Source organism: Desulfocicer vacuolatum DSM 3385, from assembly GCF_900176365.1.
Lineage (GTDB): Bacteria > Desulfobacterota > Desulfobacteria > Desulfobacterales > Desulfobacteraceae > Desulfocicer > Desulfocicer vacuolatum.
Genome location: NZ_FWXY01000017.1, coordinates 1 through 16,860, shown reverse-complemented (window position 1 = coordinate 16,860; position 16,860 = coordinate 1). Strand labels below are relative to the sequence as shown.

Sequence of the window (16,860 nt, the reverse complement as noted above, 5' to 3'; positions counted from 1 at the left end):
GTGGGAATTGTCAATAATAAAACCACGAAGGTTTATGCTCGCGAAAGTGAGAAAATCTCGTGGTTTTTTTGTTTTTTTAAACTTGGACAATTAATTTTCATCAAAGAATCCCAGGTAAAACAACTGGACCATCGAGTTCTGTTAAACCTTCTTGATTGAAAGGAAATGATCAGCATGCGGTTAAAAACGATAATTAGTTTTGTTTTAATGGGCCTGACAACCACTTTGTTGGGCATGGCAACGGCTCCCAATGCAGCGGCAGCAGAGGAATCCATTCAGCTGGAGACGATACTGGTAACTGCCACAAAAACCAAAAAAAACATCCAAGATGCCCCTGGCAGCCTCACCGTTATCAACCGGGAAGAGCTGAAAAAACAAAATATTCAAACAGTGGATGATGCCCTTAACAGCCTTTCCGGTATGTTCGTAAAAAGAACAAAGGGGCTTATGGATGCCACGCCTTCGGTGTCCATGAGGGGGTTTAAAGGGGGCCAGTATACCTTGGTTCTCCTGGATGGTCAGCCCCTTAACGACGCCTATACCGCTGGCGTCGAATGGGGCACACTGCCGGTGAACAACATTGAACGGATTGAAGTGGTTCGGGGGGCAGCCTCGGCCCTTTATGGGGGCAACGCCATGGGGGGAGTTATCAATATTATCACCCGAAATCCGGACAAACTTGAACTTGAAGCGGGCGCCGGCTACGGCTCCAATAATACTCGGCGCTATCGATTTAACGTTGGAAATCGTTTATGGGACAGACTCAGTCTTCGGCTTGGATATGAAAAGGAAAGCACGGATGGGTATGTGACCACCCCCGTCCTCAGTTCCATTAAATCTGGCAACGGTAACGTCTCCGGCGGCTACGCCATGGACGACAAACACGGTGAACCCACCAAATGGGTGGTGGGAGACAAAGGCGACAATGGTGGGGAGCGCAGCAGCATTGATGGAAAGGCAAGCTTTGATTTTTCAGACACGGGCACCCTTGCCTTTACCGCTGTTGCCGCCCGGCATGAGTATTATTACGGGGCTCCCAACACCTACATGGGAACCTTTGGTGACACCAACACCTATGCAGTGGCCGGGACAGATCAGCGAGCCAGGTTCCAACCCAATAACTACATCAGCTACACGGGAATCGGTGAAAATGAAACCGATACCTACACCCTGTCCTGCAAGGAATTGATTGGACCTGTGGAACTGCATGCCCGGCTTGGGACAGTGCAGTCCGATGATCGTTACACGCTGGAGACGCAAAGCGGAATGGCGGACTATTATACCTCACAAGGTTCGCTTAAAAACACTGAAAACGAGAGCTGGTTCACCGAATTGAGCGGTAATATTCCCCTGGGACAATCCCATTTGTTAACCCTGGGCACCACGTATCGCACCGACGCCTCGGACACCAATGACTACGATGTGCCTTTCTATCGAAGCTTTTCCGGCAAAAGTGCAAGTACATTTTATTCAGGAGGAAATTCCAAAGCATGGGCGCTGTTTGCCCAGGATGAATGGCAGGTGACGGAGCCCTTCAGTCTTTATATGGGCCTTCGCTACGATTCCTGGAAAGTTTATGACGGAGCTTCGGGTGTTCCCGGATTGGAAACAAAATATGAGAGTAACAGGGAATCTGCCATAAGTCCCAAGATCGCAGCGGTATGGAAACCCCTTTCCAATACCACCTGTAAAGCCTCCGTGGGGCATGCATTTCGAGCCCCAACACTTTATGAGCTTTATAGAAGCTGGCAATCGGGCTCCACAACCTACCAGAGTGAGCCGGACCTGAGGCCTGAAACCGCCTGGACCTATGAGCTGGGGGTTGACCAATACTTTTTTGATAAAAAAACACGGGTCTCCCTCACCGGATATCGCAACGATATCGAAGACCTGATTTACTACCGTGTTGAAGGCGCCACCAAAACCCGTGATAACGCCGGAACGGCAAGGACCTACGGAGTTGAGTTTGAAGCCTCCCAAAAGATAACGGACCGGCTCTCTTTGTGGGGAAATGTCACCTATACCGATGCCAGGATAATTGATAACCCAACAGATCCCACAAGCGAAAATAAACAGATATCCGGTATCCCTGAGTGGGCCTGGAATATGGGCCTGGACACCCAGTATGAATGGTGCAAGGCAAGTGTTGTGGGCCGTTACTACAGCAAGCTTGAAGAGGATACAAAAGACGGTGTTTACGGTACGTATGAGCCAGCCTTTTTTCTGGATGCCAAGGTGATTCTGACACCATTGAAATGTATGGAATTGTCCCTGTCTGTGGATAATATTCTTGATGAGGAATATTACGAGTACTACAAGGGCGATGGTCGGACATTTTTTGCGGAGCTGACCTTCAGGTATTGAAACGCGATGATGCAGCCCCCTTTTTTGGGGTAAAGGGTGCCGGCCTGTGTTCCTGGCACCGGTATCATTCAATCTATGCTTTGTCTTTGAGGATGCCCTTATCACAGGGGGAAAATCATCAAAAGGTCAATAATGTAAGACTGGCCCCTCATTGCCAGAATAAAAAACCGGATCATCGCGTTTAACAGCCAGATCCCTTGCCCAGAACAAAAGAGGTCTATCATGACAAAAAATAAAAAAGTGAACATCGTATCCATAATGTGGGGATCGTATCTCCCTGCATTTATCAAAGCTGCCGGAGAAAGCCGGCATGTGGAACTGACAATTTTTTCACATAAAGAAATTATAAATGATTCCGATGTACTGGATGCTTTTTTCCGGTCGGTGAAAACAGCAGATGCTGTGCTTTTTTACTGGACCAATGACGCCTTTTACGAAGAGATCAGGGCAAGAAGAGAAGAGATCAACAAAAATGCGGCGATCGTGACCATATCCTATGACCCTGTGAACTGGGGAATCATTGCCACGGTTTCTTCGTCGGACTGTGCTGCGGCCTATGGATATATGGCCGAAGGAGGAACTGAAAACTATAAACGCCTTATGGAATATACGGCCCATTTTCTGCGGTCTGATATCGAAGTGCAAAAACCTGTTCCCATGCCCTGGCAGGGTATCTTGTCCCCGCCGGACATGCAGGTGTATGAAACCCTTGAAGCGTATACAGCAGTCCATCCATTTGATCATGACACCACCGTGGGAATTCTTTTTTCCAGGCACAGCTTCACCAATGGCGATGCTGCACTGGAAGAGGCATTGGTGAATGCGTTCCGGGACAGGGGGGTGAATGTGCTGCCGGTTTTCTGCAATGGCACACCGGACCCGGAGGCCGGTTCCCTGGGCCCTGTAAAAACAGCTGAAACCTATTTTTTTGACCAGGATGGCACCCCCCTCATACATGCATTGATCAATCTTCAATTTTTTTTCCTGGGCCGGGAAAAGAGTGATGATATGAGCGAAACCGGTGTGGCCGGCCAGAGCGTGGCTCTGTTCAAAAAACTCAATGTTCCTGTATTCAAACCCCTGATCTCCTATTCCAAAACCGTGGAGGAGTGGGAGAAAGAGCCCCAGGGGGTGACGGAAGATGTTTGTTTCGGCATTGCCATGCCGGAGTTTGAAGGCAATATAGAGCCTGTCATGGTGGCGGCCAGCCGTAAGGTGATTGATGAAAAAACAGACACCTCCTTTGAGATCCGTGAGGTCATACCCGAGCGAATTCATTACCTGGCGGACAGGGTAAAGAATTTCATTGAACTTGGCAATAAAAGACCGGAAGAGCGAAGGGTGGTCTTTGTCTTTCACAAAAATGAGTGCGCAGGTCTTGAGGCCAATATCGGAGGGGCCGCCGGCCTTGACTCCGGCGAAAGTGTGGTAAGGATCATGAAGGAGATGGCTGCCGGGGGCTATCTTTTAAAGGATATACCGGAATCTGGCGAGGCCTTGATGCAGATGATCCTTGATAGAAAGGCCATTGCCGAGTTCCGCTGGACAACGGTGGATGAAATCATCAGCAAGAACGGACATCTGGATCTGCTGGACAATGAACTCTATGAACAATGGTTTTATGCCCTTCCCCCAAAAGCACAAAATGAGATGATTAAAGGGTGGGGACCTCCGCCGGGCCGGGAGATGAACGGGGTCCCCCCCAGCATGGTCCACGATGGTAAACTTGTGATCACAGGTCTTAATTTTGGCAACGTCAATGTGATGATGCAGCCCAAAAGGGGATGCGCCGGTGCCAGATGCGACGGGCAGGTGTGTAAGATTCTCCATGATCCTGATATCCCGCCCCCCCATCAATACATTGCCACCTACATGTACATGGAAAAGATATTCAAGGCGGATGTGGTCATTCATGTGGGCACCCATGGAAACCTGGAATGGCTCCCCGGCAAAGGGGCGGGACTTTCAAGTGCATGCTGGCCGGAAATCTCCATCGGGCGGCTACCCCATCTCTATATTTATAATTCCGATAATCCTGCAGAGGGCGTGGTGGCCAAGCGTCGCAGCTATGCGGTCACCGTAAATCATCTTCAGTCCATGCTCACCATCTCAGATACCTACGAAGGGTTGAAAGACCTGGAAGACCTCCTGAATCAGTATCATCAGGCCAAAGACAAAGAGCCGGCAAGGGCCCATCAGCTCCAGCATCTGATTCAGGAATCCATTGAGATCAATAATCTTAAAAAAGAGGTGGAAGCGGTTGTACCCAAAAATTTCGGTGAGTTGGTACAGCGTTGCCATGAGTTGATCTCATCGGTGAAGAACAGCCAGACCCAGGTGGGCATGCATACTTTTGGCCAAATTCCCCAGGCAGATGAAGCTGCCGAGTATATTAACACGATTTTAAGGTTTGACACCAATAATCCTTTGAACAGCCGGAGAATGGTTTTTGATCTTCTGGACGAAGACATTTTTCATGCCCTGGAACATCCGGGTGCCCATGGAAAGTGCGGCAGGCCCTATTCGGATCTTCTTTTTGAAGCGGACAGGAAAGCAAAAGATATGATCCACCGCATATTGGACGGGGAGAAGATTGAGACCATTCTTACCGGTGAGTTCGGCCATCTTCCTGCTCCCGACCTGTACAAGCGATTCCGGGATTTTGCAGATCTTGTGGAGAATGTGGGAAGCCGTATCCGTGATTCAAAGGAGATTGACTCCCTTCTCAATGCCATGGCAGGGGGGCACGTCCCTGCTGGCCCGTCCGGGTTTATCTCCAGGGGACGATATGACATCCTGCCCACCGGCCGGAACATGTACAATGTGGACCCCACCCGCATTCCCACAAAAGCGGCCTGGCTGGTGGGCACCAAACTTGCCGAGGCCCTTTTGCAACGTTACAAAAAGGAAGAGGGGACATTCCCCCAGTCCGTGGGCATGGTGTGGTTTGCATCGGATATCATGCGCTCCGACGGAGAGCAGATTGGCCAGATTCTGCATCTTCTCGGGGTGCGGCCCCAATGGAAGGCCAATGGGCAGGTGGACGGGTTTGAAATCATCCCCATTGAGGAGCTTGGCCGCCCGCGCATTGATGTCAATATCCGGGTGTCGGGCATTACCCGGGACTGCTTTCCCGATGCGGTGAGGTATGTGGATGAGGCCGTTTGTGCAGTGGCGTTACTCAACGAGGAAAAAAAGAGCAATTTCATCAGAAAGCACATCCTGGAACAGGCCGCCCGCAAAGGGCTTGACCCTGAAAACAGAGACGAATTCCGACGTCTCTCCTTCAGGGTTTTCTGTGCCCAGCCGGGTGTCTACAGGGCCGGGGTAAATCTGGCCGTTTATGCCTCTGCCTGGAAAACCGAGCAGGATCTGGCAGATGTATATCTCTTCTGGAACGGATATGCCTATGGGGCAGGGGAAGATGCCTTTGGGGTGGAAGCCCATCCGGAACTTGTGGAAAATCTTAAACAGGTACAGGTCACCTTTGACAAGCACATTTCCGATGAGACCGATTTTCTGAAATGTTGCGGTTTTTACAGCAATTACGGGGGAATGACCGTTGCGGCCAAAGCCATGTCAGGAAAGAAGCCCAAAACCTATTACGGAGACACCCGTGATCCGGCCAATGTATCGGTGACGGACTTTGCCGACGAACTTCGCCGGGTGGTGCGCGCCAAGCTTTTAAATCCCAAATATATTGAAGGCATGAAACAGCACGGATACAAAGGGGCCGGTGATCTTAACAAGCGCATCGGCCGGGTGTACGGATTTGGAGCCACCACAGGAGAGGTGGACAACTGGATTTTCGATGAGATCGCCAAAAGCTTTATGCTGGACCCTGAAATGAAGGAGTGGTTTGAAAAGGTGAATCCCTGGGCCATGGAAGAGATCGGCCGTCGTCTTCTCGAAGCCGAAAGCCGGGATATCTGGCAACCTGACCCCGAACTTTTTGAGCAGCTCCAGGAAGCCTATCTGGATACGGAAGCCTGCCTGGAGGATCGCATGGGAGATGTCACAGGGGATTTCCAGGGCGGTGCCGTGGACATTGTCAGCAGTGAAGAGGTTCAGTCCTGGAGTGAAAAGATCAAAGATATAAAGAAAATCATTCAGGAGGCGATTTGAAGTGTAAAGCGTTTTTGAGATTTATAAGAAATACTCCGCAAACCAAGGGTGTATTTCAAGCTTTGTTGTGGGCGGAACCGGATCAGAATACGGTCTGCCCGTGGCAGTTATATAAATATCGCCTGAATTCCAAGATTCTTCTTTTCCTTATGATGGGATTCTTTGTCATGGCCCGGGGCGACACAGGGTGTTGTGCCGGAAACCGTCAAATTGTGGGAGAAGATGATTTCGGCAGGAAAATTGTGCTGGAAAAACCCCCTGAGCGGATTGTCCTGTTGTCTGGAACCCCTGTTGATCTCATTTATGAGCTGGGGGCAGGCCACATGCTGGTGGGCGTGGTGGACACCATTGCCACCTCCTATCCCGAGACCTGTCGACGATACCCGTCCATTCTTGAAAAAGAGGGGGTGGGACGGTTCAGTGCTCCGAATATTGAAAAAATTGTCTCCCTTGCACCGGATTTGATCATTCCCTTTGCCTCGTCGGAATCTCCGGGAAAATATACCACAGTGTTTGAAAGAAGGGGGCTTGCCTATGCCGCCTTTGTTTCTGTTGAAAATGTGGCATTTGGCATTGAGCAGATAAAACGAATGGGAAGCGTTCTGGGCAAAGAAAAGGAGGGCAAGGCCCTGGCACATAAAATCAGAACCGAGGTGGACACCTTAAGCAAAAAAATCTCTTCACGGATTAAAGACAGGCCCCTGGTCTACTATTGGTGGGGCACCCGCAACGGCACATATGGCGCAAGAACCGCCATCAATGAACTGATCGAGCTTGCCGGTGGGGTTAATCTGGCCGGACAATTTGATGCACAACATATGGAGCTTTCCCCTGAATATGTCATTGCAAGGGACCCCGATGTCATCGTGATTTCCTATTGGAAAGAAAGCCAGAGGGATGAGCGCGTGGCAGCCTTGAGAAAAAAGCCTGGATTCAGCGGAGTCAAGGCAGTGAAAAACAATCGGGTTCATACCATAGAGGGGCACTCTTTCCACACCACGATTCGATTTGCAGAGGTGATCCAGACCCTTGCCGAATTTATCCACCCCGGAGTGCTTGGGGATTCAGGGTATTCAGGAGGCCTTAGACCATGAAACATGGAAATTATTTTTTGATGATGGGCTTTATTGGAACGGGGCTCCTTTTTACGGCATGCCTGGCGGTGATGATCGGGCCTGTGGTAATCAAACCGCTTTTGGTGGTTAAAATATGGGTACATCAATTCACTGGCGGTCTTATTGAAAAAGAGTGGAGCAGAATTCCAGAGGTGATTGTCATGGATATCAGAACCCCCAGGGTACTGCTCTCCATTCTCGTTGGAATGGGGCTGGCCGTGTCCGGGGCTGCCATGCAGGGACTTTTCCGGAATCCCATGGCCGAGCCCTATGTGCTGGGCATGTCTTCGGGGGCTGCCGTGGGGGCCTGCCTTGCCATTGTGCTGGGAATGGGAAGGGTGTTCGGTCCTTTTGCCATTCCGATTCTGGCTTTTACGGGGGCCACTGTCACCATCTTTGTTGTCTATAACATTGCCCGCACCGGAAACAGGGTTCCCACAGAGACCTTACTGCTGGCTGGTATTGCCGTGGGGCTTTTTCTCTATGCAGTGGTCTCGTTTCTTAAAATCTCTGCTTCCATGGAAAATCTGCAAAATGTGGTGTTGTGGCTCATGGGTTCCTTTGCCATGGCCACCTGGATGGACGTGAAAATTGTTATTTTGCCCCTTTTGGGAGGAATCTGCGTGCTCTGCTTCATGGTCCGGGAACTGGATATTCTTCAATTTGGTGAGGAGACGGCCATTCATCTGGGCATGAATGTGGAGACGGTGAAGCGGATATTGTTGATCGCTTCCGCTCTTGTCACCGGTGCGGCGGTCTCGGTTTCCGGCATCATCGGGTTTGTGGGCCTTATTGTACCCCACATGGTAAGGATGGCCATGGGAAGCCGTCACAGGATTCTTTTGCCGGCTTCGGCCCTTTGCGGGGCCATTTTCCTGGTTTGTTGCGATACCCTGGCAAGGGTTGTTTCCCAACCGTCCGAGGTTCCCATCGGCATTATTACCGCCGCCATTGGGGCTCCCTATTTTGTTTATTTGCTCAAGCGAAGAAAAAACGCAGTCAACTGGTGGTGAAAATATGCTCAAACTTTTAAACATATCAGCATCATATCAGGACATTCCCATTCTTGAAAATATTTATCTTAACATCAGCTCAAAATTGTTTTACGGGATTATCGGGCCAAACGGTGCCGGTAAAACAACCCTTCTTAAAATCATGACCGGCATCAAGGGCCCTGACGCGGGAGAGGTGTTGCTCCAGGGTAAAAAGATCAACCGTTTTGCAAAAAAAGAAGTTGCCAAAATCATGGCCGTGGTTCCCCAAAGTTCCTTTGTTCCACCGCTTTTTACTGTGGAAGACGTGGTGTCCATGGGCCGTTATCCCTTTCAACAACTCCGGTTTTCAGACAGTGACGCAGACAGGCGCTGTGTGGATGAGGCCATGGAAAAAACCGGTATAAATGGCCTGCGCCACCGGCGGATCAACGAACTGAGCGGGGGACAGCGCCAGGAAGTGATCATTGCCAGAGCCCTTGCCCAGACCCCGCAGATTCTCATGCTGGACGAACCCACGGCCAATCTGGATATCAAACACCAGATGAAAATTCTTCATCTCACATCAGCCCTGGTCAGAAACGAGGGCATGGCTGCGGTGATGGTCATCCATGACCTGAATCTGGCGGCACGGTTCTGTGATCGGTTGATTCTGCTCCATGACAAGAAAATCCTCACCATGGGAACTCCTGAAACGGTTCTCACCCCGGCCCATTTAAAGACTGCCTATGGGGTGGAGACCTCCGTTGGGGAAAATCCCCTGACCCGGTCATTGGAGGTTACGGTGCTGGACAAAAAGGGTGCCGTGCATGAATCGGTTAAACAATGTGTAAATTATTAATGGCCATGACCAAAGTCTGCCCCCTTTCCATGATGTTAATATACCCCACATGGCAGAAAATCATACCCCAACGAATAATGGGCCGTAGACGCGGAGCCAAATGGTATTATGCCGCCGCCCCCCCGACGGGCAATGGTCCCGGACCGGAACTGTAGACAGCTCGATTGTCCGGTTCCTATTGCCCATCGGGGGGGCGGCTCTGCTGAGGTTTTTTCATATAACCCGCATGTCCTGGCGGACACAATGAAGATAGGGTCGTAGACGCGGAGCCAAATGGCATTATGCCGCCCCTCCCCCGACGGGCAATGGTCCCGGACCGGAACTGTAGACAGCTCGATTGTCCGGTTCCTATTGCCCATCGGGGGAGGGGCTCTGCTGAGGTAGACTTGAAGGCTACCTTTTCATATAAAAAAAAATATATCACATCGCAAAAGAGATGAAATAATGACCTTATACAATACTATCTATCCCTTTGCGGCCATCGTCGGGCAGGAGCAACTGAAACTGGCCCTTATTCTGAACGCCGTTAATCCGGCCATTGGAGGGGTTTTGATCCGGGGAGAAAAGGGGACGGCCAAGTCCACCACGGTGAGAGCCCTTGCATCCCTTTTGCCCATGATCAAGGTGAACAAAGGCTGTGCATGGTCCTGTAACCCGGAAGATCCTGATAGCCTTTGTGATGACTGTGGAAAACTGAGTGAAGGCCGGGAAAAATCAGAGCATGGAATTATAAAAGAGGGTGCCATCGGAGCAACTTGCATTGAACGCCGGACCCGGGTGGTGACCCTGCCGCTCAATGCCACGGAGGACCGTGTGGCAGGGGGCATTGATTTCAGCCTGGCTGTAAAGAGCGGGGCCAGGGCACTACAGCCGGGATTGCTGGCCAGGGCCCACAGAGGCATTCTCTACGTGGATGAAGTCAATCTTCTGGATGATCACATCGTGGATATCATCCTGGATGCATCGGCTTTTCGGGAAAACCGCATAGAGCGTGAGGGGATATCCTTTTCCCATGGGTCGGATTTCATCCTGGTGGGGACCATGAATCCCGAAGAGGGGGAACTTAGACCCCAGCTTCTGGACCGGTTCGGCCTCTGTGTGGAGGTGACATCGGAAAAAGATCTTGAAAGAAGAATCCTTCTGATGCAGAGAAAGGAGGACCATGATGCCGATCCCCAAGGTTTTTTTAAGCAGTACCAGGCCGACAACGATCTTTTGTCCCACCGGATCAAAAGGGCCGGCGATCTTTTAAAAGAGGTTGGATTTTCCGACAGTTTAAGAAGCTTTGTGGCCACGCTATGTGCGGAAAACAACGTGGCAGGGCACAGGGCCGACCTTGTCATAGAGCAGGCAGCCAAAGCCCTTGCCGCCTACCATGGCAAGACCGAAGCCGGGATGGATGAGGTAACGCAGGTGGCCGGGTTTGCCCTGGTACACCGGAAACGGGAAGCGGCACCCCCGCCGCCACCGGAACCTCCCCATGACCACGAAGAAAAACCTGAGGAAAATCAAAAGCAGGACAAAAAGGAAGAGCAGGAACAACCGCCGCCGGAACCGCATGAAAACGCTGGGCCCGAGGATGAACAAAAGCCGGGGCAAAATGAAAACAGCATGGAAGAGGAGACAGAAGAGCAGGAATCCAGTGGGGAGGCACCTGAATCGGAACCCGAATCCCAGGGGGAAAACCAGGAGCAGGATAGAAAAAATGTGCTGGAAAAAATATTTGAGGTGGGAGAAACCTTTAAGGTGAAAAAGTTCACCTCCCCCAAGGATCGAATCATGAGAAGGGGCTCTGGTAAACGCTCCCGCTCCAGAACGGCTGCCAAGCAGGGCCGGTATGTGAGAAGCAGCATCCCCAGGGGCAGTCATGATATTGCCTTTGACGCCACATTAAGGGCCGCAGCCCCTTTTCAGATCCAGCGGAAAAACGGCAGCGATCTGGCCGTCATTCTCAAGGAGCATGATATCCGGGAAAAGATCCGGGAAAAGCGCATTGGTAATTTTCTGCTCTTTCTGGTGGATGCCAGTGCCTCCATGGGAGCCCGGGGGCGGATGGCGGCATCCAAGGGCGCGGTGATGTCGCTTCTGCTGGATGCCTATCAGAAACGGGACAAGGTAGCCATGGTGACCTTCCGAAAAGAGGAGGCCTTTGTCAACCTGCCCCCCACCTCCTCTGTGGAGCTTGCAGGAAAACTTCTGGAAGAGATGCCCGTGGGTGGGAAAACCCCTTTGTCATCCGGACTTGTCAAGGGGTTTGAACTGCTGCGAAACCATCTTATCCGGGAGCCAGAAGCAAGGCCCATTGCCATTATCATCACCGACGGCAGGGGCAATGTCTCCCTTAAAAGCGATGCCCCGGGGAATGCAGCACTGGGAAATGGAGGCATAAAAAAACAAAGACCATTTAAAGAGGCCCTGTCTTTGGCAGAAAAGATGGCTTTTGAAGATAGAATACAATTTGTTGTGGTGGATTCGGAAAGCCGGGGTGCCGTCTCCTTTGGTCTTGCTGCAAAACTTGCCGTCAACCTGAACGCGGAATATCTTAAAATAGAAGATCTTAAAGTCAACCAGCTGGTTGACATTGCAAAGGGAGTTTTACCATGAAAAAAAAGACAGTCTATCCATTCATGGCCATTGAGGGTCAGGAAGAGATGAAGCTTGCGCTGATACTCAATATTATCAATCCCAGCCTTTCGGGTGTTTTGATCCGGGGGGAAAAAGGAACAGCCAAATCCACGGCTGTCCGGGCTCTGGCCCGGATACTTCCGGAGATTGAAAAGGTAAAGGATTGCCCGTTCCAGCATGATCCCAAAGGCAAACATGAGGTATGCACGGAGTGTGTCCGCACCGAATGCCGTAACCGAGTTCTTGGCATTGACGACAACCAGGGGCCTGAGATCGTCATGGAGGGCATAAGGGTGATTGAACTGCCCGTGGGAGCCACCGAAGACCGGGTGGTGGGCACCATGGACATGGAACAGGCCCTTAAAAAAGGGGAAAAGCAGGTGGAGCCGGGCATACTGGCCTCAGCTCACAGGGGGATTCTCTACGTGGATGAGGTGAACCTTCTGGACGACCATGTGGTGGATGTGCTTCTTGATTCAGCAGCCATGGGGGTCAACACCATTGAACGGGAGGGCATCTCTTTTTCCCATCCCGCCCGATTCACCCTTGTGGGCACCATGAACCCGGAGGAGGGGGAGCTGCGGCCCCAGCTTCTGGACCGGTTTGGGCTCTGCGTCAATGTATTGGGAATATCCGACCCCCATGCCAGGGTGGCCATCATGGAACGGCGCACCCATTTTGACGAAGATCCTGAAGGATTTGCAAGCCTCTGGGAGGAGGAGTCCCGGCAATTGGTGGAACAAATCAAACAGGCAAAAAAACTTTACCCAAAAGTGACCTGTCAGAAAAACAGGCTCTATGAGATTGCATCCTATTGCCTGGATGTGGGGGTGGACGGTCACAGGGGGGATATCATCATTTTAAAGACCGCCAAAACCCTTGCCGCATATGAGGGCAGGACCGAAGTTGAATCAAAGGATATTGAAAAGGCCGCCACGCTGGCACTGCCCCACAGGGTGAGACGTCAGCCCCTGCAGGATATTGTGACGGACGTTTCCATGATGAGAAACCAAAACAAAGCGGCAAGCTAAGCTTATTGCAAGGGTCATTTTTGCCATTCTTGTACCCGGACTTCTGTTCGGGGTGGTGCTCTCTTGGAATATCTGGTTCTGGGCAGCTGTTTTGCTGAACAGTTTTCTGTTTGCCTCCCTGGCCGTGGCACTTGCCATGCTGGTGAAATCCCATGCAGACCAGAGCCTTGTGACCAGTTTTGTGATTCCCCCCATGGCATTCCTGGGGGTAATTTTTTTCCCGGTGGAGAATTTTCCGGCCTGGGCCCAGAAAGCTATCTTCCTTCTGCCCCTGACCCATGCCTCCACATCCATCAGAACCGCATCATTCGGTAATATGCCCTCTATGATGTCCTTTTTAAGACTTGATTATTTTTCTGATGTGGATTCCCCCTCTCTCCGGAATCGCCCGGGAAATGAACAAATCCTATGGTAGTGGTCGATTACTATGCTTGCACAACTTTTGGTGCTCTTCTGATGTTTTTTTAAAATCAATTGTAAAAAATAATTATTGATAAAAACAAGAATATATGTAATTGGAATTGACGTAATAAAGGTGGGGGTATTTTGTGTCCTTTTACCTTTGGTGAAGGATTGTGAATTGTAACCCTCATTGCCCATAGGGCATGCTCTGTTCTTAATTTTCATCGAAGGTTAATGTCATGGCGAATCAGAGAAATTATGACGGATGGTGAGGATAATGGATGGTAAATAAATAATGTTTTGTTTGGATTTGCATAAAACGGATGCCAATTATTGCAATAAGTGGAAAACAGAAATGCAAAAAGTCATAAGTGGAAAAGTTTTCCATATTTTTGACTTAATATTTTAATAGGGTGGAAAACCTTGTCATCTATTACAGTCAATAGCATGGAAAGTTTCCACTTATTACGACTGTTATGTTTAACGGATAAGGATTAATAAAATGAAGAAGAGCATTGCAGATCATTTGGTCACGGTTTTGTCAAATGATCTAAATGGCAGTACCACGTTCCACTTATCTGAAAAAATTCAATCCTTTCCATTGCATGAATTTCATTCATTTGCTGACGGCAAAATTTGTATTGGGGCGTTTAAAATTAATAAAGCCTCCGGGAAAACACTTTGGTTGCTGGTTATTGATTGGCGTAACGATGGAAACTACTACGTTGTCATCTATCCCGAAAATAACAATCAGGCACCAATCGCCGAGCTACATGATCAGCGAGTAGGCAAAGATTCCGTAGATTTAGTCTGGAAATACAGTCCAAGGAAAAGGGATGGGCGTAATAAAGAAAGAAAAGAGGCTTTCGTTAGTGCAGTTGGCCGGGAAGACTATGTTGTTTCATTACCAAGTGCAATAGTTACGCTCGAAGATTTCTTGGAAGATGTTTTTTCGCTTGTATCCTATCGTGTGACTGCGGATGGATTGGTAGATTTTTCAAACAAACCGGCCCGTACATCATTCCCCGAAGGTCGGCGAATTGAACGGCTGCATAAATCCAGAGAACGAGACTCTCAGGCTGTTCGCCAAGCAAAAGCACGTCATGCTCAACTAAATGACGGGGCACTTCCATGCGAGGTATGCGAATTCGATTTTGTTGAACGTTATGGAAAACTTGGAGCCTCATATATTGAGGCACACCATACCCGTCCACTAAGCGATTTAGAGGAAGGCGAGCTTCGGAACACGAAAATTGAGGACTTTGCTCTGGTTTGTGCAAACTGCCATCGGATGCTTCATCGAAAGCGTCCTTGGGCAACAATTGAGCAGCTTAAAAAGTTGGTGAGAAGACAAACATAACCAGACGCTGGAAGGGACCGGGCGGTCTACGCCGCTTTCGAAAGTATATGGTTTACGGAAAGCTGTTGGTGTCACAAAGCGTATCGGTTTGCACGCCCGGCCCCTCAGCTCCCCGTTCGGTTCTAAATCGAGGAGAGAGTGCATTATGAAAAATCATTTTAAAAAAGTCAAGATGGATGAAAATAATCCAAAATGGGAAAATTCTACTAGTCGAATCATTGATTTATACCATCGGGATGATGATATCCGCTCCCCATTCTCTCGAGATTACAATAGAATATTACACTGTCCGGCCTACAGACGACTCAAACATAAAACTCAAGTGTTTTTTGCTACTACAAATGATCATGTCTGTACGAGAATAGAACATGTAAACCATGTCACATCTGTTAGTTATACAATAACAAAATATCTTGGTTTAAATACCGAGTTAACAAATGCTATAGCAATTGGACATGATCTTGGCCACACCCCTTTTGGACATGCGGGGGAAACGATTCTATCTGATATCACTGATGAAAAATTTGGCATTACATTTTGGCATGAAAAAAATAGTTTAAGAATTATTGATAAAACAGAGACACTAGAAGATCCTTGGGGTTTTCAAAGAAATTTAAACCTCACTTATGCTACTCGAGATGGAATCATTTGCCACTGTGGTGAAGTAGACGAAAATGCAATTTTTCCAAGAGAGGATTGTATTGATCTTGAGAGCATTACAAAAGCAAATGAGTTTCGTCCATACACATGGGAAGGCTGTGTTGTTAAAATAGCCGACAAAATATCATATCTTGGTCGTGATATTGAAGATGCATTAGTTCTAAATATTCTTGATAGAAGCCAACTTAATGAGCTGAATGATATTATACAGCAAACAGGTAGGACCAATACAATTGAAGAAATAAACAATACTATTTTAATACACGATTTTATAATAGACCTGTGCAAAAATAGTTCACCTGAATCTGGAATAATGATTTCCGAATCAAGTCTGAAGGTGATGAATTTGTTAAAAGAATTCAATTATGAAAATATATATCGCCACAAAAGACTTGATGTGTACAAAAACTACGCGAAGTTAATAATTGAATCAATTTTCAATACATTAGATGGACTTTTTGATGGTAAAAATACTGTCAACTCAATCGAAAAGCATAAAGATACTTATCCTACTTTAGTTAAAACCTTTAGCGAATGGTTGCTTAAATTCGGAGAACCTAACGAAAGAGAAGCGGATACCAATAGATATAAAAATGCCGTTCTTTATGATATCGAGAAATATGAAGATTATGTCTTGGCGGCAATAGATTTTATTTCAGGTATGACGGATTATTTTGCCTTGAAAATTTTCGAAGAACTAACAACATTTTGAAACCGAACGAACAAGGATAGATCGTGTGAGCGCAGCGAACCACGATCTTATCCTGTTGTTGAACAAGCCCTATGATTATTGGGGTGATGGCTATAAGAAAATATCTTTTTTCAAGGAGGGAGCAGGGATTTTTTTATGCGCCCCCATATTGGAGAGAGGGCACAGCTATAGCGGAGCTCTTTTGATGAGCTTGTTTAAAAATAATTATAAAATTAATATCTTAGCTTTTTTGATTGTTAATATTCAACTTTGACCCTGGTCAATTAAGTTACTTTAACCCGGGTTAAAAGTTGCCGTTCGTACACCAAGTACAACCATGGGGGTATTGCAACATGGACATTTAAACGCAGGTCTTGGCCGCAAGGACGGTACTTTGATTTGAACATGCAAAATAAGCTGCACCCAAAAAAGCATTTTTTTTGCATTCCCATGGAGAAATCCGTAATCCCTTACCCTGCGGAAGCCTCTGGGTAACACATGGAGCAGGACAAGATGAAGAAAATCTTCTCCTTTAAGAGTACGCTGTCGCTTTTTACCAGTTTTGCTTTCAATGTAATTGAAGGTCACGTGCCCATTGCGGTTGGAGACAATGTTTTTTTCACTGATGACTCCCCGGTACAAATATCGGGATAA

The 16,860-nt window shown here is 48.6% G+C and carries 12 protein-coding genes; 11 read left to right on the top strand and 1 reads right to left on the bottom strand.

What is annotated here, in order from left to right:
• Positions 1-174: 174 nt before the first annotated feature.
• From B9A32_RS14620 to B9A32_RS14565, 11 genes are all read left to right on the top strand, one after another.
• The gene (locus B9A32_RS14620) at positions 175-2,364 is read left to right on the top strand and encodes a TonB-dependent receptor plug domain-containing protein (protein WP_170923849.1); all 2,190 of its coding nucleotides are present in this window, start codon (positions 175-177) and stop codon (positions 2,362-2,364) included.
• A 222-nt stretch (positions 2,365-2,586) separates the two neighbouring features.
• Positions 2,587-6,489: a cobaltochelatase subunit CobN gene (gene cobN, locus B9A32_RS14610; RefSeq protein WP_084070194.1), complete on the top strand. Its 3,903-nt coding sequence runs from the start codon at positions 2,587-2,589 to the stop codon at positions 6,487-6,489.
• 149 nt (positions 6,490-6,638) lie between these two features.
• Entirely contained in the window at positions 6,639-7,583 is a 945-nt protein-coding gene (locus B9A32_RS14605) for an ABC transporter substrate-binding protein (RefSeq protein WP_139795843.1), read from the top strand.
• Positions 7,580-8,617, top strand: coding sequence for a FecCD family ABC transporter permease (locus B9A32_RS14600; RefSeq protein WP_084070192.1), 1,038 nt, complete (start codon positions 7,580-7,582; stop codon positions 8,615-8,617). Before B9A32_RS14605 ends, B9A32_RS14600 begins: the two co-directional genes overlap by 4 nt.
• A 4-nt stretch (positions 8,618-8,621) precedes the next feature.
• Positions 8,622-9,437 carry an ABC transporter ATP-binding protein gene (locus B9A32_RS14595; RefSeq protein WP_084070191.1) on the top strand — a complete coding sequence of 272 codons (816 nt, stop codon included), beginning with the start codon at positions 8,622-8,624 and terminating at the stop codon, positions 9,435-9,437.
• Between the two features lie 444 nt (positions 9,438-9,881).
• Positions 9,882-12,041, top strand: a complete 2,160-nt coding sequence (locus B9A32_RS14590; RefSeq protein ID WP_084070190.1) for a putative cobaltochelatase — start codon at positions 9,882-9,884, stop codon at positions 12,039-12,041.
• A complete protein-coding gene (locus B9A32_RS14585; RefSeq protein ID WP_084070189.1) occupies positions 12,038-13,093 on the top strand; it encodes a magnesium chelatase ATPase subunit I in 1,056 nt (351 codons plus the stop codon). Before B9A32_RS14590 ends, B9A32_RS14585 begins: the two co-directional genes overlap by 4 nt.
• A 4-nt stretch (positions 13,094-13,097) precedes the next feature.
• A complete protein-coding gene (locus tag B9A32_RS14580) occupies positions 13,098-13,508 on the top strand; it encodes an ABC transporter permease (RefSeq protein WP_084070188.1) in 411 nt (136 codons plus the stop codon).
• 489 nt (positions 13,509-13,997) lie between these two features.
• Positions 13,998-14,855 (top strand): HNH endonuclease, encoded by an 858-nt coding sequence (locus B9A32_RS14575; RefSeq protein WP_084070187.1) that lies wholly within the window; start codon positions 13,998-14,000, stop codon positions 14,853-14,855.
• A gap of 145 nt (positions 14,856-15,000) precedes the next feature.
• Complete coding sequence (locus tag B9A32_RS14570; protein WP_084070186.1) at positions 15,001-16,227, top strand: deoxyguanosinetriphosphate triphosphohydrolase family protein; 1,227 nt, start codon at positions 15,001-15,003, stop codon at positions 16,225-16,227.
• Positions 16,228-16,252: 25 nt separating this feature from the next.
• Entirely contained in the window at positions 16,253-16,480 is a 228-nt protein-coding gene (locus tag B9A32_RS14565; RefSeq protein ID WP_084070185.1) for a hypothetical protein, read from the top strand.
• Between the two features lie 20 nt (positions 16,481-16,500).
• On the opposite strand, the gene B9A32_RS14560 is transcribed toward B9A32_RS14565, so the two are convergent.
• A partial coding sequence (locus tag B9A32_RS14560; RefSeq protein ID WP_170923848.1) for a transposase occupies positions 16,501-16,860 on the bottom strand: 360 nt, incomplete at its 5' end.

Excerpts from the sequence above, each read along its gene's own strand:
- B9A32_RS14605 (WP_139795843.1), top strand. The coding sequence starts at position 6,639 with ATGATGGGATTCTTTGTCATGGCCCGGGGCGACACAGGGTGTTGTGCC.
- B9A32_RS14595 (WP_084070191.1), top strand. The coding sequence starts at position 8,622 with ATGCTCAAACTTTTAAACATATCAGCATCATATCAGGACATTCCCATT.
- B9A32_RS14620 (WP_170923849.1), top strand. The coding sequence starts at position 175 with ATGCGGTTAAAAACGATAATTAGTTTTGTTTTAATGGGCCTGACAACC.
- B9A32_RS14600 (WP_084070192.1), top strand. The coding sequence starts at position 7,580 with ATGAAACATGGAAATTATTTTTTGATGATGGGCTTTATTGGAACGGGG.
- B9A32_RS14590 (WP_084070190.1), top strand. The coding sequence starts at position 9,882 with ATGACCTTATACAATACTATCTATCCCTTTGCGGCCATCGTCGGGCAG.
- cobN (WP_084070194.1), top strand. The coding sequence starts at position 2,587 with ATGACAAAAAATAAAAAAGTGAACATCGTATCCATAATGTGGGGATCG.
- B9A32_RS14575 (WP_084070187.1), top strand. The coding sequence starts at position 13,998 with ATGAAGAAGAGCATTGCAGATCATTTGGTCACGGTTTTGTCAAATGAT.
- B9A32_RS14570 (WP_084070186.1), top strand. The coding sequence starts at position 15,001 with ATGAAAAATCATTTTAAAAAAGTCAAGATGGATGAAAATAATCCAAAA.
- B9A32_RS14585 (WP_084070189.1), top strand. The coding sequence starts at position 12,038 with ATGAAAAAAAAGACAGTCTATCCATTCATGGCCATTGAGGGTCAGGAA.